This window comes from Frigoribacterium sp. AC759, assembly GCF_979256015.1.
The window spans coordinates 18,540-39,178 of sequence record NZ_CEEDMT010000019.1 but is presented as its reverse complement, the minus strand read 5'-3'; the positions used below and the strand labels follow the sequence as shown (position 1 = coordinate 39,178).

Below are 20,639 nucleotides of genomic sequence, written 5' to 3'. Positions count from 1 at the left end.
CCCTCGCCCCCTCCGTCGCCCTCCGTCCCCCTCCGCCCCACTCCGCTCCGGTCGGGGCCGGCCCGCAGGAGGCGCGGCGAGGGTGGGCGGAGCCGGGCCCGGCACGCGACAGAATGGGGGCATGCCCCTGAACTGGACCAGCGCCTCCTCGAGCCTCGTGGTCCAGGGTGACAACCTCGAGGTGACGCCGCGACTGCCCGACGAGGCGTTCACGGTCGTCTACCTCGACCCGCCGTTCAACACGGGGCGGGCGCAGAAGCGGCGGACGACCACCTCGGTCCGCAGCGCCGACGACTCCGTGACCGCCGTCACGGGTTTCAAGGGCGTCGCGTACGAGCGGATCCGCGGCGACCTGATGCGCTACGACGACCGCTTCGACGACTACTGGTCGTTCCTCGAGCCGAGACTCGCCGAGGCCTGGCGCCTGCTCGCCCCCGACGGCACCCTCTATCTGCACCTCGACTACCGCGAGGCGCACTACGCGAAGGTGCTGCTCGACGTGCTGTTCGGTCGCGACAACTTCCTGAACGAGATCATCTGGGCGTACGACTACGGCGCGAAGAGCCGCAACCGGTGGCCCACCAAGCACGACACGATCCTCGTCTACGTGAAGGACCCTGCCCGGTACCACTTCGACTCCGAGACGGTCGACCGCGAGCCCTACATGGCTCCCGGCCTGGTCACACCCGAGAAGGTCGCTCGGGGCAAGCTGCCGACCGACGTCTGGTGGCACACGATCGTGTCGCCGACGGGCCGCGAGAAGACCGGCTACCCGACGCAGAAGCCCGAAGGCGTGCTGAGGCGCATGATCCAGGCGTCGAGCCGCGAGGGCGACTGGGTGCTCGACTTCTTCGCCGGCAGCGGCACGACCGGAGCCGTGGCCGAGTCGCTCGGTCGGCGTTTCGTGCTGGTCGACAGCAACGAGGAGGCGGTGGCCGTGATGCGCAGGCGGCTCCCGCAGGCGGACGTCGCGGTGGTCAAGCCCCGCGCGACGCGCAAGCCTGCCGCTCGCAAGCCCGCTGCCGCTCGGAAGCCGTCAACCGCGAAGCCGGCGACCGCGAAGCCGGCACGGACGACGGTCGCCGAGGCGGACTGACCTCGTGAGACCGCCCCTGTCGCGGGGAGGTCGAGGCCGCAGGCCCGGCGCTGAGCAGGAGGGGTTCAGGCGGCGGTCTGCGTGAGCTGGTGACCCTGGTCGGCGGCGTGGGCGCCACCGGCTGAGACGGTGCCGCGGACGACCGCGACCAGCTGCTCGTGCGTGAGCGACTGGAGCATCTGGGCGTTCATCAGAGGAGTCCGAGGGCGGTGCCGACGGCCGCGCCGAGGCTGACCACCGTGCCGAGACCGGCGACGACGATGACGACGACCGTCGTGTCGTGGCCGGTGTCGATCGGGTTCGAGCGACGTCCTCGAGGCGTCGGGGTGAGTGCAGTCATGTCCTGCTCGTTTCTGGCATCCCTGCGATGCCGGCTGATCCATCGTGATCGGTGCTGCGGTCACGGGTCGACCGGGGGTCGATCCGTGCGACTCCGGCCGTGAACCGGGGTCGGTGGCCCCGCCGTGAATCGGGGCCGTCCGATGAGACTGGCAGAGGGTGCCTAGGTTGTCTAGATACTCGCCGGCTCGATTCGTTCAGCGGATACGGGTCTCGGAGCTGGTCGGATCGTGGCTCTCGGCCGAGCTCTCCGCCGTGCTCTCGGCCGGGCCCTCCGCTTCGGCGGCGTGGTCGTCGATCGACAGCGCCTCCGACATCGAGTCGAGGAACGACGCGACGACCGCCTGCTCGTCGGCGGACATCGACTCGGCCGTCACGATCATGCGCCGGTGCATGGCCGACAGCGTCGAGCGCACCTCGACGTGCGAGTCGTTCGTGACGGTCAGCAGCACGCCGCGCCGGTCGGTGGGGTGCGGGTTGCGCCGCAGATGGCCGCTGGCGACCAGTCGGGCGATCAAGACCGAGGTCGAGGCCGAGGTGATGCCGAGATGGGCTGCGAGGTCCTTCGCGTTGACGTCCTCACCGCGGCGGGACGCCCGCACCAGGAATCTCAGAGCGGCCAGGTCGGTGTCGCCCATGCCCATCGAGTCGCGGGTCCGCTTGCGCATGTCCGACTCGGCGGAGCGGTAGCGGCGCAGGGCGTTGAGCACCTCGACCCCGCGCTCTTCGGCGCTGCTCGTGTACCAGTAGCCGGTGGCGTCGTAGAGGGCCGAGGGTCTGTTGGTCGCCATGCTAGAGAGACTAGCTTCACCAGCGGTGGACATGCCAAGGGCCGCACCTCGAGATGAGGGGCGGCCCTTGTGGTCGTCGCACCTCCCGCGTGAGCTTCACGGGCAGGGTACGCCGGGGATGAGACGACCGGGGAGGTGGCTAGCACCTCCAGCAAGGAACACGCTACCCCCTTGCGGGGCCGGTTCGGTCCGCGGCGACGGATACCGAGGCGACCTCCAGCTTCCGACCCATGCCTTCTGAGGGCCCGCCGCGGACCCGGCCCGCCCCCGTCCCGCACCCGACGCGGGTCGGGCTCGCGAGTGCCGCGGAGGCGACGAACTAGGCTCGACGCGATGACCTCCCGCCCCTTCTCGTCCCGCACGGCGATCCTGCTGCCCCTCGCCGCGATCGTCGCGGCGGCGCTGCTCGCGTCGTGCTCGGCGGCGACTCCCGCGCCCACGACTCCGGCCTCGCCCAGCCCGTCCGAGACGCCCACGGCGGCGACGCCGGTTCCGTCGGAGACCGAGGAGGCGCCTCCTGCGTCCCCGACGACGCCCGCCTTCGACAGGTCGGCGCGGTCCATCGACGACCCGTCGAGCCTCTGGGTCGTCAGCGACAAGCTGCGTCCGCTCGACCCCGTCGACTACGTCCCGACCGATCTCGTCACGCCCGACGTGCAGAGTCAGAACCCGCCCACGCTGCGCGCCGAGGTCGCCGACGCGGTCGTCGAGATGTTCGCCGCGGGGGAGGCGGAGGGCGCGGGGGCGTTCCAGGTGCAGAGCGCGTACCGGTCGTATGACACGCAGGTCAGCGTCTACGACGGCTGGGTGCAGCGACTCGGGCAGACCCAGGCCGACGCGCAGAGCGCCCGCCCCGGGTTCAGCGAGCATCAGACCGGGCTCGCCCTCGACATCAGCCCCGTGCCCCTCAGCTGCGCGCTGCAGGCGTGCTTCGGCGACACCCCGCAGGGGCAGTGGCTCGCAGCCAACGCCTGGCGCTTCGGCTTCTTGCTTCGGTACCCCGCCGACAAGGTCGCGGTGACCGGGTTCACCTTCGAGCCGTGGCACTTCCGGTACATCGGCACGGACCTGTCGACCGAGATGCACGAGACGGGCGTGACGACACTCGAGGAGTTCTTCGGCCTGCCTGCGGCGCCCGGCTACGTCGGCTGACCCCATGCGACGTCCGCCCGCCGACGAGAAGCCCGCCACAGGTCGACAGCTCGTCATGACGGGCCTGGTCTTCGTCGCACTCGGCGTGGGGGCGTTCCTCGCTTTCAGCTACTGGGACTGGCGCGGCCGGATCGAGGGGATCGCCCTGTTCGGCGTGCCGGTCGGCATCATCGTGATCTTCTGGGGCATCGTCCGGTCGGCGCGCGACACGGTGCGTCGCCTGCGCGCCCGTCGCGACGACTGACGCGCGGTCTCGGGGCAGCAAGACGGACGTGTTCGTCCGAAAAGGGCGACCGAAGTCGCCCGTCCGTCGCGAACACGCCCGTCGGGCGGTGCGGGAGGCGCGGCTCAGCCCTGGAGCGCGGCGTCGACGATCTGCTTCGCCTCGGCCTGCACGCGGGCGAGGTGCTCGGGCCCCTCGAACGACTCGGCGTAGATCTTGTAGACGTCTTCGGTGCCCGACGGGCGGGCGGCGAACCACGCCTTGTCGGTGACGACCTTGAGACCGCCGATGGACGCGCCGTTGCCGGGCGCCTCGGTGAGCTTGGCGGTGATCGGGTCGCCCGCCAGCTCGGTCGCCGTGATGTCGTCGCCGCTCAGCTTGCCGAGGCGGGCCTTCTGCTCTTTCGAGGCGGCGGCGTCGACCCGCTGGTAGACGGGGTCACCGAACTTCTCGACGAGCTCGGCGTACAGCTGCGAAGGCGTCTTGCCCGTGACGGCGAGGATCTCGCTCGCGAGCAGTGCGAGCAGGATGCCGTCTTTGTCGGTCGTCCACACGGTGCCGTCGTGGCGGAGGAACGACGCGCCCGCGCTCTCTTCGCCGCCGAAGCCGACCGAGCCGTCGACGAGGCCGGGCACGAACCACTTGAACCCGACGGGGACCTCCCAGAGGCGTCGCCCGTGCGACTCGGCCACCGCGTCGATGATGCCCGACGAGACCAGCGTCTTGCCGATGGCGGCGTCGTCACGCCACTGCGGGCGGTGCGTGTAGAGGTAGTCGATCGCGACGGCCAGGTAGTGGTTGGGGTTCATCAGACCGCCGTCGGGGGTGACGATGCCGTGGCGGTCGGCGTCGGCGTCGTTGCCGGTCAGCAGGTCGAACTCGTCTTTGCGGTGCACGACGCTGGCCATGGCCGAGGGGCTCGAGGGATCCATGCGGATCTTGCCGTCCCAGTCGAGGGTCATGAAGCGCCAGGTCGGGTCGACGCCGGGGTTGGTGACGGTCAGGTCGAGGCCGTAGACGTCGCGGATGGCGCCCCAGTACGCGACGCTCGCCCCGCCCAGGGGGTCGGCGCCGATGCGGACGCCGGCCTTCTTGATGGCCTCGATGTCGATGATGTTGGCGAGGTCGCCGACGTAGCCGCGGAGGAAGTCGTGCCGACCCGGGCTGCCGTCGCCGCGCACGACGTCGACGTTGCCCCCGGCGATTATCTCGTTGGCGCGGGTGGCGATCCAGTTCGTGGCCTCGCTGTCGGCGGGGCCGCCGTGCGGCGGGTTGTACTTGAAGCCGCCGTCGCGGGGCGGGTTGTGGCTGGGGGTGACGACGATGCCGTCGGCCTTGTCGGTGTGCGCCGGATCGGCGTTGTACACGAGGATCGCGTGGCTGAGCGCCGGGGTCGGCACGTAGCCGCCCTCGGAGTCGGCCAGCACGTGCACGCCGTTGCCGACGAGCACCTCGACCGCCGTGCGCTCGGCCGGCCCGCTGAGGATGTGCGTGTCGCGCCCGATGAACAGCGGCCCGGTGATGCCCTGGCCCGCGCGGTACTCGACGATCGCCTGCGTGATGGCGGCGATGTGCGTCTCGTTGAAGGCCGAGTCGAGCGACGAGCCGCGGTGACCCGAGGTGCCGAAGACGACCTTCTGCTCGGGGTCCGAGACGTCGGGCACGAGTTCGTAGTACGCGGCCGAGACCTCTTCGGGGTCGATGAGGTCGCTGGCTTCGGCGGGGGTTCCGGCTCGGTCTGTCATGAGGTCATCCTGGCACCAGCCGCCGACGTTCGTCGCAGGGTCTCCACAGGCCTCAGTAGGCTCTCGGACATGCCGACCACCGCCTCCTCGTCGACCTACAGCTATCTGGGCCCGGCGGGCACGTTCACCGAGGCCGCGCTGAAGCAGGTGCCCGAGGCCGTGGGTGCCGAGTGGCGCAGCGTCAACAACGTGGGCGAGGCGCTCGCCGACGTCGTCGCGGGTCGCAGCACCGCCGCCATGATCGCGATCGAGAACAGCGTCGAGGGCGGCGTCAGCGCCACTCAAGACGCATTGGCGACCGTGCCGGGCCTCCGCATCCTGGGCGAGTACCTGGTGCGGGTCGACTTCGTGCTCGTGGCCAGGCCGGGCACCCGCCTCGAGGAGGTGCGGGTCGTCAACGCGCACCCGGTCGCCTACGCCCAGACCCACCTCTGGCTCGAGGCCAACCTGCCGGGCCACGGTCACATCCCGGCCAGCTCGAACGTCGCGGCCGCCGCCGATCTGCTGCGAGCCGACCGCGGCCAGGGCGAGGCGGACGCCGCCGTCGCACCGCCCGGCATCACCGCCCACCACGACGTCGAGGTGCTCGCGACGGGCATCGGCGACAACGCGAACGCCGTCACGCGCTTCGTGCTGGTCAGCCGCACGGTCCCCGTGCCGCCGGCGACCGGCGCCGACAAGACGAGCCTGATCGTCGAGCTGCCCGTCGACGGCGCCGGCGCCCTGGTCGACATGCTCGAGCAGTTCGCGACCCGCGGCATCAACCTGAGTCTCATCCAGTCCCGACCGATCGGCGACGCCCTCGGCCGGTACCGGTTCGTGATCGACCTCGAGGGTCATGTGCTCGACGAGCGCGTGGCCGACGCCCTGCTCGGGCTCAAGCGGTTCAGCCCGAACGTGACGTTCCTCGGCTCGTACCCGCGCGCCGACGGCTCGCCGGTCGAGGTGTCGCCCCGGTACGACGACGAGGCCTTCGTCGACGCCCGCGACTGGCTGCGCGGCCTCGTGTCGGGCGTCGACCCGGCGTAGCGGTCGGCACGGCGCAACCGCCGGAGCGGGCGCGGCTGAGCGGTCACCGACCCGGCGGCCCCAGCGCGGCTAGGCGGGAACCCGCACCGTGAGCGCCCCGGGGTCGACCACCGCGCGCAGCGCGACCGCCTTGCCCACCGAGTCGCCGTCGATCTCGAAGTCCTGGGCGCTCTCGAGTCGCACGACGAGCTTCTTCCCCTTGTTGTAGCGGAGCGTGCGCACCTCGCGCGAGTTCGCGGCCATGATGCGGCGCCCGACGTGGCTGCGCCGCAGCACCCCGTTCTCCCACACGATCTTGATCCAGATCTGCGCCCAGCCGATGACGCCCTCGGGCCGCAGCGCCACGATGTCGAAGATGCCGTCGTCGACCGCGGCGTCCGGCAGCAGCATGATGTTCGCGGGAAGCAGGCCGCAGTTGCCGACGATGATCGTGTGCGCGCTCATCGTCTTCGTCTCGCCGTCGTCGAGCTGGTACCGGACGTCGATCTTGTTGTCGTCGCGCAGCGCCCGGGCGATGGCGTCGACGTAGGCGAGCCAGCCGACGCGTCTCTTCAGCTCGTCGTTGGTGTTCGCGAGCATCTTGGCGTCGAGCCCGACGCCCGCCATCACGACGAACACCTTGGTCTCGCGGTCGCCGTTCTCGCGCTCGATGTCGACGACGCCGAGATCGATGTCGCGGTCGCGGCCGCGGAAGGCCGTCGCGATCGAGTCGTCGAGGCGGTCGAGCGTGAGCGACAGGTTGCGGGCCAGCAGATTGCCGGTTCCCGAGGGCAGCAGCGCGAGTGAGGCGTCCGATTCGCGCAGCGCCTCGGCCACCGCACGGACCGTGCCGTCGCCGCCGGCCGCGATCACCATCGACGCGCCGTCGGCGAGCGCGGTCGCCGTCACCGCGCCTCCTGGGTCCTCCTTCGACGTCTCGTAGTACCGCGTCGGGCCCCACCCGGCGTCGTCCTGGTGCCGGAGCACCGACGCGCGGATGGTCTTCAGGTCGACCTTGATCGGGTTGTAGACCACGGCCGCCGTCCGCACGGCGGTCGCATCCCGACCCGCCCCACCCTCGGAGGCGGCCGACGGGGCCTCGGTCGACGAGGGCCTCTCGGCGGGGGAGGAGGAGGTCGTCATGCAGCAAACCTAGGCGACGCCGGACCGAGGAGGCGCGGCGAATCTCTTTTAGGATGGTCGCGTGATCGATCCCCAGCTGCTGCGCGACGCCCCCGACCTCATCAAGACGAGTCAGCGTGCCCGGGGTGAGTCCGAGTCGGCGGTCGACGACGCCGTCGCGGCCGACACGGCCCGCCGCGCGGCCATCGCGGCGTTCGAGGAGCTGCGAGCGGAGCAGAACGCGTTCGGCAAGACCGTCGCGAAGGCCCCGAAAGACGAGAAGAAGGCGCTCGTCGCCCAGGCGCAAGAGCTCGCCGGCCGGGTGAAGGCCGCGCAGGCCGAGTCCACCGAGGCCGACGCCGTCTTCGACCGCGCCATCCGGGCGATCGGCAACCCGATCATCGACGGGGTCCCCGCGGGCGGCGAAGAGGACTTCGTCACGCTGCGCGAGGTCGGCACCCGACGCGAGTTCGACTTCGAACCGCTCGACCACGCCGACCTCGGCGAGAAGCTCGGGGCGATCGACATCAAGCGCGGCACGAAGGTGTCGGGCTCACGGTTCTACTTCCTGCGGGGCATCGGCGCCCGACTCGAGCTCGGCATGATGAACATGGCACTCGACCTGGCCCTGCAGAACGACTTCACGCCGCTCATCACCCCGACGCTCGTGCGGCCCGAGATCATGGCCGGCACCGGGTTCCTGGGCGCCCACGCCGACGAGGTGTACCACCTGCCCGCCGACGACCTCTACCTGACCGGCACGAGCGAGGTGGCGCTCGCCGGGTACCACGCCGACGAGATCCTCGACGTCGAGTCGGGGCCGATCCGCTACGCCGGCTGGTCGACCTGCTACCGCCGCGAGGCCGGTGCCGCGGGTCGCGACAACCGCGGCATCCTGCGCGTGCACCAGTTCAACAAGCTCGAGATGTTCACCTACGTGCACCCCGACCAGGCCGAGACCGAGCACCTCGCGCTCGTCGGGTTCCAAGAGCAGATGATGCAGGCGCTCGGTCTGCACTACCGCGTGATCGACGTCGCGGCCGGCGACCTCGGCTCGAGCGCGGCCCGCAAGTACGACATCGAGGCCTGGGTGCCGACGCAGGGCACCTACCGCGAGCTCAGCAGCACCTCGAACTGCACGACGTTCCAGGCTCGTCGCCTCGACATCCGGTACCGCACCGAGAGCGGCAAGACGGCGCCGGTCGCGACGTTGAACGGCACGCTGGCGACGACGCGCTGGCTCGTGGCGATCCTCGAGACGCACCAGCAGCCCGACGGTTCGGTCGTGGTGCCCGAGGCGCTGCGCCCCTACCTCGGCGGCCTCGAGATCATCGAGCCGGTCGCATGACGAACGCCTCGGCCGCTGCGGCGGCTCTGCCCGACGACGAGCAGTGGCTCGTCTGCCTCGACATCGACGGCACCATCATGCAAGAGACCGGCACGATCAGCGACGCCGTCTCCGACGAGATCCGGCGCCTGGCGTCCGACGGCCACCAGGTGATGATCGCCACCGGTCGCTCGGTGTCGATGACGCTGCCGGTGCTCGAGCGGCTCAGTCTGGTCTCCGACTACGTCGTCTGCGCCAACGGGGCCATCACGCTCGGCCGCGACGAGACGGCGCCGACCGGCTACCGGCAGGTCTTCGTCGAGGAGTTCGACCCCACCGAGGTGCTGACGACGATCCGCTCGAACCTGTCCGAGGGCGGCTACGCCGTCGAGGACCGCGACGGGGTGATGCGCTACTGCGGCACGTTCCCGGTCATCGAGGCCGCGGGCAACGCCGAGAAGGTCGAGTTCGAGCGACTGGGCGAGCGCCCCGCGACCCGCGTCGTCGTGGTGTCGCCCGACCACGGCACCGACGAGTTCCTCGAGGTCGTCGAGCGCATGGGGCTGTCGAAGGTGAACTACAACGTCGGGTGGACGGCGTGGCTCGACATCGCCCCCGACGGCGTGACGAAGGCCACGGCGCTCGAGCGGGTGCGCGAGTGGCTCGACGTGCCGCGCGACCGGGTGCTCGCGGCCGGCGACGGACGCAACGACATCGACATGCTCCGCTGGGCCTCGGCCGAGGGGCGCGGCGTGGCCATGGGTCAGGCTCCCGACGACGTGGTCGAGGTCGCCAACGAGAAGACCGGCAGCGACCTGGAAGACGGCCTGGCGACGGCGCTCGCGACGCTCTAGGTCGCAGAACCCGGGCGAGTCCGGCCAGAACGGGCGTCGGCACCCGCCCGGCCTGGCCGCACACGCCCGCCTTCGCGCTCATGGTCGCCCCCTGGCGCCCCCGGCCCCGTCCGGTAGACTCGGCGGCGGTCGCCGGGGTACGCCCCGTGCAGGCCGGGAGGGCTGTCCGAGCGGCCGATGGAGCTTGTCTTGAAAACAAGTGGGCAGAGATGTCTCGTGGGTTCGAATCCCACGCCCTCCGCACTCGAATCGCACCGCGCCTCCTCGGCTCCCATCGCCTGTGCCCCGAAGACGGGGCTACGCGGCGCGACGGGACGTGGTGCACTTGGTGAGGCCGTGAGCACATCCGCCCACACCCGAGGCCCGACACCCCGCAAGGATCCAACCCATGACCCGTCTCGCATTCGCGAGCGTCGTCGCCGTCGGTGCACTCGTTCTCGCCACAGGCCTCGCCTCCATCGCCCCGGCCTCGTCGGCTGACGCCGCGACGACCGGCACGGCCACCGTCACGCGCGCCACGATCAAGACCGCGCCCACCAGCACGATCTACGCCGGCGGGCTCTACGTGCAGAAGTCGAGCGAGGCCTCACGCGCCGCCGACGCCCTCGCCAAGCAGGGCCGCACGAAGGACGCCGCCGCCGCGCGCACCATCGCCGGGCAGTCCGTCGCCATCTGGCTGGGCTCGTGGTACACCGACGCGCAGCTCGTCGAGGTCGTCCGCTACAACCTCGCCGAGGCGAAGAAGGCCGGCACGACCCCCGTCTTCGTCACGTACGACATCCCGAACCGCGACTGCGGCGGCTACTCGGGAGGAGGCGCGGCGTCGTCGACCGCGTACCTCGCCTGGAACCAGCGCATCGCCGACACCCTCAAGGGCCACAGGGCCGTCGTGATCGTCGAGCCCGACGCGCTCTCCCACCTCAGCAGCTGCCCCGAGCTCGCGACGGGTCGCGAGGCCATGATCAAGAAGGCCGTCACGGCTCTGAGCAACGCCGGGGTCCCCTCGTACATCGACGCCGGCAACTCGAACTGGGTGCCCGCCGACGTCATGGCGAAGCGGCTCGTCGCGGCGGGGGTCGGCGTCGCCCGGGGCTTCGCGACCAACGTCTCGAACTACTACCCGGTCGCCGCCGAGAACGCCTACGCGCAGAAGGTCTCGAAGGCGGTAGGAGGCGCGAACTACGTCATCGACGTCTCCCGCAACGGACGCGGCTGGAAGGGCACCTGGTGCAACGCGCCCGGCGCCGGGCTCGGCGTGAACCCGCACCGCACGAACGGCACGGGCAAGCTCGACGCCCAGCTGTGGATCAAGACCCCGGGCGCCAGCGACGGACCGTGCGGGGGCGGACCGGCCGCCGGCGTGTGGTTCCCGTCGTACGCGACGGCCCTGGTGGCCAACCGCCCGTAGCGGGTCGCCGGCGACGGGTGCGCCCGGAGGGGGCCCGCCCGTCGGTGGTCGCCCGTAGGCTCCGGGTATGGCAACAGTCCTCCTCGTGCGGCACGGCCGCACCACCGCGAACGCCAGCGGTCTGCTCGCCGGTCGCACGCCCGGCGTCGATCTCGACCGCGTCGGCCGCGAGCAGGCGGCCCGCACCGCCGAGCGCATAGCCGACGTCCCGGTCGTGGCGGTCGTGTCGAGCCCGCTCGAACGCTGTCGTCAGACCGCCTCGTTCATCATCGACCGCCAGCAGGGGCCGCTCGACAGCCCGCTCGACGAGGGCATCACCGAATGCGACTACGGCGACTGGCAGGGTCGCTCCCTCGGCGACCTCGCGAAGGAGCCGCTCTGGTCGGTGGTGCAGTCGCAGCCCTCCGCCGTCGTGTTCCCGGGCGGCGAGGCGATGGCGACGATGCAGTCGCGGGCGGTCGCCGCGATCCGTCGCCGCGACGCTGAGATCGAGGCGGAGCACGGGCCCGGCGCGGTCTGGGTCGCCGTCAGCCACGGCGACATCATCAAATCGGTGCTCGCCGACGCGCTCGGCATGCACCTCGACCTCTTCCAACGCGTCTCGGTCGGCCCCGCGTCCGTCTCGATCGTCCGGTACGGCGCGCACCGGCCCGACGTGATCGCGACGAACACCGACTCGGGCGACCTGTCGTGGCTCCGGGCGGCGGCCCCGACGGGCGACGCACCCGTGGGCGGGGGTGCGGGGCACGCCTGACCGGCGCCGCGCCTCCTGACGGGGCCGCGCCGCGCGCCTTCAGGAGGTGCGGGTCGCGCCTGACCGGCACCGCGCCTCCTGACGGGCACCGCGCCTCCTGACCGTCGCCGCGCCTCGCGCCTTCAGGAGGTGCGGGGCGCGCCTGACCGGCACCGCGCCTCCCGGGCCACTCGGCGGGTCGCGCTCGTAGGATGAGCGCATGCCAACAATCGTGCACGGATTCGACTGGCCCGACCGTTTCGTCGTCGGCACCATCGGTCAGCCGGGGGCACGCGCCTTCTACCTGCAGGTCCGTGCCGGGGCCCGCGTCGTCAGCGTGGGGCTCGAGAAGCAGCAGGCCGCGGTGCTCGCCGAGAAGGTCGACGAGCTGCTCGACGAGCTCAAGGCGGCCGAGGGTCGCGGCAACCCCGTGACCATCCCCACCGACACACCGGCCGAGCTGCTCGACGACGAGCCCCTCGACCAGCCCGTCGCCCCCGAGTTCCGCACCGGCGCCATCAGCCTCGGCTGGGACCCGTCGACCGCGCAGGTGGTCATCGAGGCGTTCCCCCTGATCGAAGACGACGGCACCGAGCCCGATGACTCCGAGCCCGGTGCCGGCGGTCTCGACGGGTTCTCGTTCGAGCCGTCCGCCGACGACCCCGAGCTCGCCATGCTGGCCGAGGCGGTCGAGCCCGCCGAGCTGCTGCGCGTCCGCATCCCCGTGGGCACGGCGAGGGCCTTCGCCACCCGCACGCTCGGCATCGTCCGCGCCGGTCGCCCGCTCTGCCCGCGCTGCGGCAACCCGCTCGACCCCGAGGGCCACGACTGCCCCGCCGGCGACCTCTGGTGAGCGACGAGGTCGACCTCGACGGCGCCGAGCTCGAGCTCACGGCGCGACTGACCACGGCCTCGAACGCGACCTTCGTCGGGCTGATCGGCGACCGCGAGGTCGTCTACAAGCCGAGCCGCGGCGAACGCCCCCTGTGGGACTTCCCCGACGGCGACCTCGCCCGGCGCGAGATGGCCGCCCACCTCGTCTCCGAGGCGCTGGGCTGGGACATCGTGCCGCGCACCTGGCTGCGCGACGGACCGCACGGGCCCGGCATGGTCCAGCTCTGGTGCGAGATCGACCCCGAGCACCCCGCCGTCGACCTGCTGCCGACCGACGAGGTGCCGGGAACCGGCTGGCGGACGGTGCTCGAGGGCTCCGACGAAGACGACCGGCCCGTCTCGCTCGTGCATGAAGACAGCACGGCGCTCCGCCGCATGGCCGTGTTCGACGTCGTCGTCAACAACGCCGACCGCAAGGGCGACCACGTGCTCGCCCTCGCAGACGGCCGCCGCCACGGGGTCGACCACGGTCTGACCTTCCATGTCGAGCACAAGCTCCGAACCGTCCTCTGGGGCTGGATCGGCGACGAGCTCGACGACGACGAGACGGCGGCGCTCCGACGACTCCGCGCCGACCTCGACGGCGACCTCGGCGTGGAGCTGGCCGGCCTGCTGACCGAGGAGGCGCGGGTCGCGACGATCGCGCGCCTCGAGACCCTGCTGGGCGCGGGCCGGTTCCCCGCACCGTCGGGGGAGTCGTCGGCGGTGCCCTGGCCGCTGTTCTGAGCCCGCGCTGTTCTGAGCCCGCGCTGTTCTGAGCCGGAGCCGTTCTGAGCCCGCGCGTCGGATCGTGACCGTGCTGAGACCGTCCGTTCACCGACAGGACACGGACAGGACGTGAGTGAGACACGAGCTGCAGTCAGATTCCTCTGAGCACCTCGAATCCCTTGCTTTCAGCACCTCACGAAGGAACCCGATGAAACTCAAGCGCACTGGTACCGTCCTGGCGATCGCCGCCGTCGGCACCGTCCTCCTCGCCTCCTGCGCCTCGAACGAAGGCGGCTCGACCAGCCCCTCCGAGAGCGCATCCTCCGACCTGTCCGGCACGATCTCCGGCATCGGCGCCTCGTCGCAGCAGTCGGCCCAGGAGGCCTGGGTCGCAGCCTTCCAGACCGCCAACGAGGGCGTCACCGTCAACTACGACGCGCAGGGCTCCGGCGGCGGGCGCGAGAGCTTCATCTCGGGTGCCGCCGACTTCGCCGGCTCGGACCGCGCCTTCAAGGCCGAGGAGCTCGAGTCGAGCACCTTCGCCGGCTGCACGCCCGACACCGACATCGTCGAGCTGCCCGCCTACGTGTCGCCCATCGCGGTCGTCTTCAACGTCGAGGGCGTCGACGAGCTCAACCTCTCGCCCGCCACGATCGCCGGCATCTTCAACGGCTCGATCACCACGTGGGACGCCGACGAGATCGCCGCCGACAACCCCGACGCCGAGCTGCCCAGCACGGCCATCACCGCCGTGCACCGCTCGGACGACTCGGGCACCACCGAGAACTTCACCGACTACCTGCACGCCACGGCCCCCGACGTGTGGACCGAGGAGGCCGACGGAGTCTGGCCCCTCGACAGCGGTGAGGGCGCCAACCAGACCACCGGCATGATCGACGCCGTCACCAACAGCGACGGCACCATCGGCTACGCCGACGCCTCGCGCGCCGGTGACCTCGGTGTCGCCAAGATCAAGGTCGGCGACGAGTTCGTCGAGTACTCGGCTGACGCGGCCGCCGCCATCGTCGACGCCTCGCCGCGCGAAGAGGGCCGGGGCGAGGGGGACATCGCCATCGAGCTCGACCGCACCTCGACCGAGGCCGGCGTCTACCCGATCGTGCTGATCAGCTACCTGATCGCGTGCGAGTCGTACGAGGACGAGGCGCAGGGCGAGCTCGTCAAGTCGTACCTCAGCTACGTCACGAGCGAGGACGGCCAGCAGGTCGCCGCCGACGCAGCCGGCTCGGCCCCCATCTCGAGCGAGCTGTCGACCGAGGTCGCCAGCGCCATCGAGCTCATCAAGTAGCACCGCGCTCCAGCACGAGGCCGTCACCCCTGCGGGGTGGCGGCCTCGCTGCGTCGCGGGTGCCGTGCGGGTGCGTCGCGGGGTGCCGTGCGGGTGCCGTGCGGGTGCGCCGCGGGGTGCCGTGCGGGTGCGCCGCGGGGTGCCGTGCGGGTGCGCCACGGGGTGCCGTGCGGGTGAGTGCCGTGCGGGTGAGCCCGGTGCGGGTGCGCGCCGTGCGGGTTGGGCGGGGCGCCGTGCGGGTTCGGCGGGTTCGTGTCATCGCGGGCGGGTCAGCGCTGACCCGCCGCGGATGACGGGGACCCGCCGCACCCCCAACGGATCAGGAGGCGCGGGCTAGGGGCGCGTGGCGAGGTGCCGCTCGAGCACGTCGCGCACCGTCGTCCAGCGGTGGGGGCCGTAGCGGTCGTCGTCGACGTGGTGCAGCTGCGCCTGGCCGCTGAACATGCTGACGAAGTACTGCATCCCCTGCCAGGCGGGGAACGTCTCGTCGCCGCTCTTCGACAGCCGTCGCCCGATCGAGCTCATCGCCGAGAGAGTGCCCGTCGTCCCCGCCCAGAGGAGCTTGAACGGGGTGCCGGTCAGCTCGGTCATCGTCGCCGCGACCTCCCGTGCCGACACCTGCGACCCCGCGACCTCGACGACGCGCGGCGCCTGCGGGTCGAGCGCCGCGAGCGCGGTGATGCGGGCGACGTCGTCCTTCGTGGTGAAGTCGAGCACCTGGTCGGCCGACGACCAGAACAGCACCCGGCGGCGGTCGAAGAGGATCATCGGCGCGTCGCCGGTCAGCAGGTCGGTGAACATGCCGTTCAGGATCGACGTCGCCTGGATCGGCGCGGCGTCGACGTCGGCGGCGAACTCGCGGCGCAGCTCGAAGTTGCGGTTGGTGCCGGGGCTGATGCGTCGGTAGTCGGCCGAGTAGTCCGACGGGATGAAGCGCGGCACACCCGCCACGACGGCGGCTGCGAGCAGCGCCCGCTGCGCGTCGACGATCACGGGCCGCACGCCGCTGACCGCCGAGACGACCACCTCGACGCCCGAGACCGCGGCGGCCAGCCCCGCGTGGTCGGTGTACTCGGCGGTGACGACGTCGATGCGGTCGTCGCCGCCGAACAGCGTGGCCGCCGTGTCGCTGCCGGGCCGGGTCAGGACCCGCAGGCGGACGTCGTGCTCGAGCAGTTCGCGGACGATGCGGCGACCGAGGTCTCCGGTGGCGCCGGCGACGAGGAGGGTGGTGGTCATGGCTGCGGATCGCAATCTGTCGGCCGGTCGACGGGTGGTCGCCAGGGCTCGGGTGTGGGAGGCGCGGGTCGGGGAGGCGATGGCTGGGATCGGGGAGGCGCGGGTCGGGCCGGCGGGATCCGGGAGGCGCGGCCGGGGTCGCGGGGAGCGCTCAGGGCAGCAGACCCGATCGGAACGCCCAGACGACGGTCTGCAGTCGATCGCGTGTGCCGAGCTTGGTCATGACGCGGGTGAGGTGCGACTTGACCGTACTCGTCTCGACGACCAGCCGGTCGCCGATCTCGTCGTTCGAGAGCCCGTCGCCGAGCAGCCGCACTATCTGCTGCTCGCGCTCGGTGAGCACGTCGGGCGAGGGCTCGACGGCCGTCGTGCGACGGCGCCGGGTGAACTCGGCGATCACCCGGCGGGTCGTCGCCCCGTCGATGGCGGCCTGCCCCGCCGCGAGGCTCCGCACGGCGACGACGAACTCGTCGGGCTCGACGTCCTTCAGCACGAACCCGCTGGCCCCGGCCTCGAGCGCGCCGAACACGTACTCGTCGAGGTCGAAGGTGGTGGCGACGAGGACGGCCGGAGGCGCGGGGGACTCGACCCGCGCCTCCTGCCCGGCGGAGCCCGGCGCGGGGTCGCCTCCGCCGACGATGGCCCGCGTCGCCGCGATGCCGTCGCCCGCGGGCATGCGGACGTCCATCACGACGACGTCGGGTCGCACCCGGCGGACCAGCTCGACGGCCTCGCGCCCGCCTGCCGCCTCGCCGACGACCTCGATCCCGCCGGACGTCTCGAGCACCACCCGGAACCCCGTCCGCACGATGGCCTGGTCGTCGACCAGCACGACGCGGATCACGCTGGCTCCCCGGGGGTGACCTCGGTGCCGGTCTCGACGGGCAGCTCGAGCCGCACGCGCCAGCGCTGTGCGGCCCCGGCTGCACCGGCCCCGGTCGGCGCGGCGACGCCCGCCTCGAGCGCTCCGCCGACCAGCGCCGCCCGTTCGCGCATGCCGACCAGTCCGTACCCGGGGGTGTGCTCCGTGCCGCCGTCGGCGGGCAGGTCGTTCTCGACCACGATGGTCAGCCGCTCGGCGGTCGCATCGATCGAGAGCTCGACCACCGCGCCGGGGCTGTGGCGGCGGGCGTTGACCAGCGCCTCCTGGACGGTGCGGAACGCCGTCACGTCGGCCAGCGGCGCCAGCACGGGCAGGGTGCCCTGCGACCGGACCTCGACGACCGCTCCGGAGGCGCGGGCCGAGTCGACGAGGCCGGGCACGTCGCCGAGACCGGGCACCGGCACGGTGCCGTTCGCGTCGTCGCCGGTCTCGCGGAGGATCCCGACGATCGACCGGAGGGCGTCGAGGGTCTCGCGGCCCTGCGCCCGCACGCTCCGCAGCGACTCCTTCGCGCGGTCGGGGTCGGCGTCGACCAGTCGCTCGGCCGCCCCCGCCTGCACCACGAGACCGGTCAGATGGTGGGCCGCGACGTCGTGCAGCTCGCGCGCCATGCGGGTGCGCTCGGCGGCGACCGCCTCGCGGGTGCGCGTCGCCTGGTGCTCGACCGTCTCGGCGGCCCGCGCCCGGGCGTCGCGGTCGTGGCTGCGCCGGAGGGCGACCCACGAGCCGACGGCCGCGCTGACCCCGATGACGAGCACGCCCGTCGCGAGGAGTGCGAGGACCTCGACGACGACGCCGGAGGCCCCCTCGCCGTACAGCTGCGCGCCGGGCGTCGAGACCGCGTCGCCGCCGCCCAGTCGCCGGGCGACGACGTCGGTCGCGCCGACGACGGCCCCGACGGTCGCGACGCCGATCGCCCCGAGCGACGCCCCGACGGCGACGCGCGTCGACCGGAGCGAGCCCACCGTGTAGGCGGCGACGACGGGCGCAGCCGTCCAGAGGGCGATGCCCGACGGCACGACGGCCAGCAGACCGGCCTGAAGGACCGCGACGACCAGCAGCACGGCGACCGGTCTGACCCGTCGCAGCGCGAGCGGCGCGCACTGGACGACGGCCAGCACGACCATCACGGTGATCTGCGGGCTCGAGGGCCCGCGCGGCGCGACGCCGAGCTCGCCGGTGGCGAGGAGCCCGCCGAGCAGGGCGAGGGTGACCACGCCCCACACGGCGGCGAGCACGATGTCGCGACCGAGAGGGGAGCGGACCCCGAGGCGACCGAGCACCCGCCGCGTCGTCGCGACACCGGGGCCGGTGCCGGCGCCGGGGGCGAGGGCGCTGGCGTCGCGTGCCCCGGCGTCGACTGCCCGGGCGTCGAGGGCCCCGGCGTCGGCGGCCTGGTGCGATGTCATCGTCCGAGCATGCCAGGTGCCGGTCGGCGCGGTGGCGCCGTCCGACCGCGACGGTGAGCGGTCGCGCCCCGGAGTGCCCTGTGGAGGAGTCGTCGGCCCGTGCATCAGAAGCTCACGCTCGGAGCGATGAGGCGGAACGCGAACGCGAACCCGGCGAGGGCGACGAGCGCGACGACGACGAGCACACGGCCGGTGACGACGGCCCAGCCGCGTCGTGCCCGGACGGCCTGCCACGTGACGATCGCGGCGGGCACGACGGCCAGCACGCCGAGCAGCTGGAGCGCCTGCAGCACCCGCAGGGTCGTGGCCGACACCTCGGCGAACGACATGGCCTGCACGGCGACGACGGCCCAGCCGACGAGGGCGAGCATCGTCGACGCCTGCCCGAGTCGCGAGAGCAGCAGCGTCCGGTCGCGACGGCGCGGTGCGGTGCGGGGCGCGACGGCGGTGCCCGGAGCCGGGGCGGTGCCGCGGCGGGAGCTCGATCCGAGACCGGCGAGCGCGGTCGCGGGCCAGACGATCAGCGACACCAGCAGCACCACGACGGAGGCGATGACGAGGGGCAGGGCGACCGACGCCGCCTGCCAGGGCTCGGCCCGCAGCATGGTGAAGGAGGCGCCCCACGAGATGGCGGTCACGGTCGCGTCCGGGTCGGTCGCGTCGTCCGTCCGCGTCGCGAGCACGGCGTCTCCGCCCACCTCGCGCCACAGGTCGGGCTCGACCTGCTCGTAGACGCCCGTGGTGACCCCGAGCGGCTTCGGGGTGACCGAGACGGTGCCGTCGGCGCGCGGGGCGACGACGGTCTGACCGCTGAGCGCCAGCAGCGACCCGAAGTTCGTCACCGGCGAGCGCGACGAGACGTACGTGCCCGCCAGCGCGGCGGCGTCGGAGCCGGCCGACTCGGCGTCGGAGCCGCTCTCCGCGACCGCACCCGCGCCTCCTCGGCTGTCGCTCTCGTCGGCGCTCTCGTCTGCGCTGCCGCCCGTGCTCTCACCCGCGTCGCGCAGGTAGCGGTCGGCGAAGCCCTGCAGCACGGTGGTCCGCAGGTCCAGGGAGTCGGTAGCCGAGCGCCCGCTGCCGTTCATCGTGATGAAGATGCCCGCGTCGTGCTCGGGGAAGATCCGCATGGCCGTGTGGAACACCTGGGTGTCGCCGTCGTGCCCGAAGGCCGGGACACCGGGGGTGCTGTCGTCGAAGAACGCGAGGTCCATGCGCTGCCCGGCGGCCAGGGTGCCGAGGTCGTCGGAGTCGAGGGCGGGGCGGTGCATCTCGGCGAGCGCGTCGTCGCCGAGCAGCGAGGCCCCGTCGGGCAGCTCGCCGAGGTGGGCGAGCATGAAGCGGGCCATGTCGGTGGCGCTCGAGGTCATCGCGCCGGCGGGGGCGGCGTTGACGACCTCCGTGGGCGACGCCGGCTTCGAGTCGTCGGCGTAGCCCTTCGCGACGCGGGCGTCGAGGGCGTCGGGCAGCGGCTGCTCGAACGACGACGAGGTCATCCCCGCCGGCTCGAACACGTCGTGCTGCAGCAGCTCGGCGAACGGCTCGCCGCCGACCCGCTCGGCGATGTAGCCGGCGAGGGTGGCGCCGTAGTTCGAGTAGGCGGGCGTCGTCCCGGGCGCGTAGACCTGCGCGGGCGGCGCGGCCGAGACGGCCTCGTGCAGCGACACCTCGCTGCCGGGGGTGCCGATCAGGCCCGAGATGACCTCCTCGAAGCCCGCGGTGTGCGTCAGCAGGTGCCGCAGGGTGATCGCGCCCTTCGGGGTGTCGAGGTCGAAGTCGAGGTACTGCTGCACGTCGGCGTCGAGGTCGAGGTCGCCGCGTTCGACGAGCTGCATGATCGCCGTCGCCGAGACGACCTTCGAGACGGAGCCGACGCGGAACAGGGTCTCGTCGGGGTCGACGGGCACGACCGTCCCGCTCTCGGTGCCCGTGTCGGCGACGCCGTAGCCCCGTGCGGTGAGCAGCTCGCCGCCCGAGACGACCGACACGGACGCCCCGGGGATCCCCGTCGTCTGCAGCGCGGAGCCGACGGCCCCGTCGAGCCAGTCGTCGACGTCGTCGGCGGTCAGGGTGTGCCCGCCGGGCTGGTGGCGGGGAGGGGCGGGAGGCGCGGTGTCGGCGGTCGCGCCGCTCGCAGCCCCCGCGGAGCACGCGGCGAGCGGCAGGGCGAGGGCGACGGCGGCCGTCGCGGCGGCGAGTCGGGGCAGGAGGCGCGGCGCACGGAGGCGACGCCGCGGCGGTCGGATGGTCGGTGTCGTTGTCATGCCTCTACGCTCGCCGCCGCGGCCGCGCCGCACAGGAGGCGCAGGTCGGGACCTCGCCTACGACCTGAGTCGTAGGCGGCCGGCCCGCGCGTCGCCCCCGACCCGCGCCTACACTCCGGGGCGACCCCTGCGCCCGTCGAG

At 72.6% G+C, this 20,639-nt stretch carries 20 protein-coding genes and 1 tRNA gene; 12 read left to right on the top strand and 9 right to left on the bottom strand.

The window, feature by feature from the left end:
• Nucleotides 1-121 precede the first annotated feature (121 nt).
• Nucleotides 122-1,096, top strand: coding sequence for a DNA-methyltransferase (locus ACZ6JE_RS12115; protein ID WP_464319086.1), 975 nt, complete (start codon nt 122-124; stop codon nt 1,094-1,096).
• 65 nt (nt 1,097-1,161) lie between these two features.
• Here ACZ6JE_RS12115 and ACZ6JE_RS12110 read toward each other — a convergent pair whose 3' ends face one another.
• The 3 genes from ACZ6JE_RS12110 to ACZ6JE_RS12100 form a co-directional block, all read right to left on the bottom strand.
• Nucleotides 1,162-1,287 (bottom strand): hypothetical protein, encoded by a 126-nt coding sequence (locus ACZ6JE_RS12110; protein ID WP_464319085.1) that lies wholly within the window; start codon nt 1,285-1,287, stop codon nt 1,162-1,164.
• A complete protein-coding gene (locus ACZ6JE_RS12105) occupies nt 1,287-1,436 on the bottom strand; it encodes a hypothetical protein (protein ID WP_464319084.1) in 150 nt (49 codons plus the stop codon). The genes ACZ6JE_RS12110 and ACZ6JE_RS12105 overlap by 1 nt, the downstream gene beginning before the upstream one ends.
• 196 nt (nt 1,437-1,632) lie before the next feature.
• Nucleotides 1,633-2,226 (bottom strand): MarR family winged helix-turn-helix transcriptional regulator, encoded by a 594-nt coding sequence (locus ACZ6JE_RS12100; RefSeq protein ID WP_464319083.1) that lies wholly within the window; start codon nt 2,224-2,226, stop codon nt 1,633-1,635.
• 333 nt (nt 2,227-2,559) lie between these two features.
• Here ACZ6JE_RS12100 and ACZ6JE_RS12095 point away from each other — a divergent pair, with 333 nt between their 5' ends.
• Both ACZ6JE_RS12095 and ACZ6JE_RS12090 read left to right on the top strand, forming a co-directional pair.
• Entirely contained in the window at nt 2,560-3,378 is an 819-nt protein-coding gene (locus ACZ6JE_RS12095) for a M15 family metallopeptidase (protein WP_464319082.1), read from the top strand.
• A 4-nt stretch (nt 3,379-3,382) separates the two neighbouring features.
• The gene (locus tag ACZ6JE_RS12090; protein WP_464319081.1) at nt 3,383-3,622 is read left to right on the top strand and encodes a hypothetical protein; all 240 of its coding nucleotides are present in this window, start codon (nt 3,383-3,385) and stop codon (nt 3,620-3,622) included.
• A gap of 104 nt (nt 3,623-3,726) precedes the next feature.
• Here the strand turns inward: ACZ6JE_RS12090 and pgm are convergent, their stop codons facing one another.
• Entirely contained in the window at nt 3,727-5,346 is a 1,620-nt protein-coding gene (gene pgm, locus ACZ6JE_RS12085) for a phosphoglucomutase (alpha-D-glucose-1,6-bisphosphate-dependent) (RefSeq protein WP_464319080.1), read from the bottom strand.
• A 69-nt stretch (nt 5,347-5,415) separates the two neighbouring features.
• Here pgm and pheA point away from each other — a divergent pair, with 69 nt between their 5' ends.
• Nucleotides 5,416-6,375, top strand: a complete 960-nt coding sequence (gene pheA, locus ACZ6JE_RS12080; protein WP_464319079.1) for a prephenate dehydratase — start codon at nt 5,416-5,418, stop codon at nt 6,373-6,375.
• Nucleotides 6,376-6,444: 69 nt separating this feature from the next.
• Here the strand turns inward: pheA and ACZ6JE_RS12075 are convergent, their stop codons facing one another.
• Nucleotides 6,445-7,497 carry a diacylglycerol/lipid kinase family protein gene (locus tag ACZ6JE_RS12075; RefSeq protein ID WP_464319078.1) on the bottom strand — a complete coding sequence of 351 codons (1,053 nt, stop codon included), beginning with the start codon at nt 7,495-7,497 and terminating at the stop codon, nt 6,445-6,447.
• A gap of 61 nt (nt 7,498-7,558) precedes the next feature.
• Here ACZ6JE_RS12075 and serS point away from each other — a divergent pair, with 61 nt between their 5' ends.
• From serS to ACZ6JE_RS12035, 8 genes are all read left to right on the top strand, one after another.
• On the top strand, nt 7,559-8,824 hold the full coding sequence (gene serS / locus ACZ6JE_RS12070; RefSeq protein WP_464319077.1) for a serine--tRNA ligase: 1,266 nt from the start codon (nt 7,559-7,561) through the stop codon (nt 8,822-8,824).
• Complete coding sequence (locus ACZ6JE_RS12065) at nt 8,821-9,657, top strand: HAD family hydrolase (protein ID WP_464319076.1); 837 nt, start codon at nt 8,821-8,823, stop codon at nt 9,655-9,657. Before serS ends, ACZ6JE_RS12065 begins: the two co-directional genes overlap by 4 nt.
• Before the next feature lie 156 nt (nt 9,658-9,813).
• Nucleotides 9,814-9,898: transfer RNA gene (locus tag ACZ6JE_RS12060), tRNA-Ser, on the top strand.
• A 147-nt stretch (nt 9,899-10,045) separates the two neighbouring features.
• Nucleotides 10,046-11,065 carry a glycoside hydrolase family 6 protein gene (locus tag ACZ6JE_RS12055; RefSeq protein ID WP_464319075.1) on the top strand — a complete coding sequence of 340 codons (1,020 nt, stop codon included), beginning with the start codon at nt 10,046-10,048 and terminating at the stop codon, nt 11,063-11,065.
• A 67-nt stretch (nt 11,066-11,132) separates the two neighbouring features.
• Nucleotides 11,133-11,819 (top strand): MSMEG_4193 family putative phosphomutase, encoded by a 687-nt coding sequence (locus tag ACZ6JE_RS12050; protein ID WP_464319074.1) that lies wholly within the window; start codon nt 11,133-11,135, stop codon nt 11,817-11,819.
• Between the two features lie 199 nt (nt 11,820-12,018).
• Complete coding sequence (locus ACZ6JE_RS12045) at nt 12,019-12,651, top strand: DUF3090 domain-containing protein (protein ID WP_464319073.1); 633 nt, start codon at nt 12,019-12,021, stop codon at nt 12,649-12,651.
• A complete protein-coding gene (locus ACZ6JE_RS12040; protein ID WP_464319072.1) occupies nt 12,648-13,418 on the top strand; it encodes an SCO1664 family protein in 771 nt (256 codons plus the stop codon). The genes ACZ6JE_RS12045 and ACZ6JE_RS12040 overlap by 4 nt, the downstream gene beginning before the upstream one ends.
• Nucleotides 13,419-13,608: 190 nt before the next feature.
• Nucleotides 13,609-14,706, top strand: coding sequence for a phosphate ABC transporter substrate-binding protein PstS (locus tag ACZ6JE_RS12035; RefSeq protein WP_464319071.1), 1,098 nt, complete (start codon nt 13,609-13,611; stop codon nt 14,704-14,706).
• Between the two features lie 333 nt (nt 14,707-15,039).
• Here the strand turns inward: ACZ6JE_RS12035 and ACZ6JE_RS12030 are convergent, their stop codons facing one another.
• From ACZ6JE_RS12030 to ACZ6JE_RS12015, 4 genes are all read right to left on the bottom strand, one after another.
• Nucleotides 15,040-15,945, bottom strand: a complete 906-nt coding sequence (locus tag ACZ6JE_RS12030) for an NmrA family NAD(P)-binding protein (protein ID WP_464319070.1) — start codon at nt 15,943-15,945, stop codon at nt 15,040-15,042.
• Between the two features lie 151 nt (nt 15,946-16,096).
• On the bottom strand, nt 16,097-16,789 hold the full coding sequence (locus ACZ6JE_RS12025) for a response regulator (RefSeq protein WP_464319069.1): 693 nt from the start codon (nt 16,787-16,789) through the stop codon (nt 16,097-16,099).
• The gene (locus ACZ6JE_RS12020) at nt 16,786-18,237 is read right to left on the bottom strand and encodes a histidine kinase (RefSeq protein WP_464319068.1); all 1,452 of its coding nucleotides are present in this window, start codon (nt 18,235-18,237) and stop codon (nt 16,786-16,788) included. Before ACZ6JE_RS12020 ends, ACZ6JE_RS12025 begins: the two co-directional genes overlap by 4 nt.
• A 104-nt stretch (nt 18,238-18,341) precedes the next feature.
• On the bottom strand, nt 18,342-20,498 hold the full coding sequence (locus ACZ6JE_RS12015; RefSeq protein WP_464319067.1) for a serine hydrolase domain-containing protein: 2,157 nt from the start codon (nt 20,496-20,498) through the stop codon (nt 18,342-18,344).
• Nucleotides 20,499-20,639 lie beyond the last annotated feature (141 nt).

What these genes read in the sequence shown, in the direction of transcription:
- ACZ6JE_RS12115 (WP_464319086.1), top strand. Translation starts at nt 122, where the DNA reads ATGCCCCTGAACTGGACCAGCGCCTCCTCGAGCCTCGTGGTCCAGGGT.
- ACZ6JE_RS12110 (WP_464319085.1), bottom strand. Translation starts at nt 1,287, where the DNA reads ATGAACGCCCAGATGCTCCAGTCGCTCACGCACGAGCAGCTGGTCGCG.
- ACZ6JE_RS12105 (WP_464319084.1), bottom strand. Translation starts at nt 1,436, where the DNA reads ATGACTGCACTCACCCCGACGCCTCGAGGACGTCGCTCGAACCCGATC.
- ACZ6JE_RS12100 (WP_464319083.1), bottom strand. Translation starts at nt 2,226, where the DNA reads ATGGCGACCAACAGACCCTCGGCCCTCTACGACGCCACCGGCTACTGG.
- ACZ6JE_RS12095 (WP_464319082.1), top strand. Translation starts at nt 2,560, where the DNA reads ATGACCTCCCGCCCCTTCTCGTCCCGCACGGCGATCCTGCTGCCCCTC.
- ACZ6JE_RS12090 (WP_464319081.1), top strand. Translation starts at nt 3,383, where the DNA reads ATGCGACGTCCGCCCGCCGACGAGAAGCCCGCCACAGGTCGACAGCTC.
- pgm (WP_464319080.1), bottom strand. Translation starts at nt 5,346, where the DNA reads ATGACAGACCGAGCCGGAACCCCCGCCGAAGCCAGCGACCTCATCGAC.
- pheA (WP_464319079.1), top strand. Translation starts at nt 5,416, where the DNA reads ATGCCGACCACCGCCTCCTCGTCGACCTACAGCTATCTGGGCCCGGCG.
- ACZ6JE_RS12075 (WP_464319078.1), bottom strand. Translation starts at nt 7,497, where the DNA reads ATGACGACCTCCTCCTCCCCCGCCGAGAGGCCCTCGTCGACCGAGGCC.
- ACZ6JE_RS12065 (WP_464319076.1), top strand. Translation starts at nt 8,821, where the DNA reads ATGACGAACGCCTCGGCCGCTGCGGCGGCTCTGCCCGACGACGAGCAG.
- ACZ6JE_RS12055 (WP_464319075.1), top strand. Translation starts at nt 10,046, where the DNA reads ATGACCCGTCTCGCATTCGCGAGCGTCGTCGCCGTCGGTGCACTCGTT.
- ACZ6JE_RS12050 (WP_464319074.1), top strand. Translation starts at nt 11,133, where the DNA reads ATGGCAACAGTCCTCCTCGTGCGGCACGGCCGCACCACCGCGAACGCC.
- ACZ6JE_RS12045 (WP_464319073.1), top strand. Translation starts at nt 12,019, where the DNA reads ATGCCAACAATCGTGCACGGATTCGACTGGCCCGACCGTTTCGTCGTC.
- ACZ6JE_RS12035 (WP_464319071.1), top strand. Translation starts at nt 13,609, where the DNA reads ATGAAACTCAAGCGCACTGGTACCGTCCTGGCGATCGCCGCCGTCGGC.
- ACZ6JE_RS12030 (WP_464319070.1), bottom strand. Translation starts at nt 15,945, where the DNA reads ATGACCACCACCCTCCTCGTCGCCGGCGCCACCGGAGACCTCGGTCGC.
- ACZ6JE_RS12020 (WP_464319068.1), bottom strand. Translation starts at nt 18,237, where the DNA reads ATGACATCGCACCAGGCCGCCGACGCCGGGGCCCTCGACGCCCGGGCA.
- ACZ6JE_RS12015 (WP_464319067.1), bottom strand. Translation starts at nt 20,498, where the DNA reads ATGACAACGACACCGACCATCCGACCGCCGCGGCGTCGCCTCCGTGCG.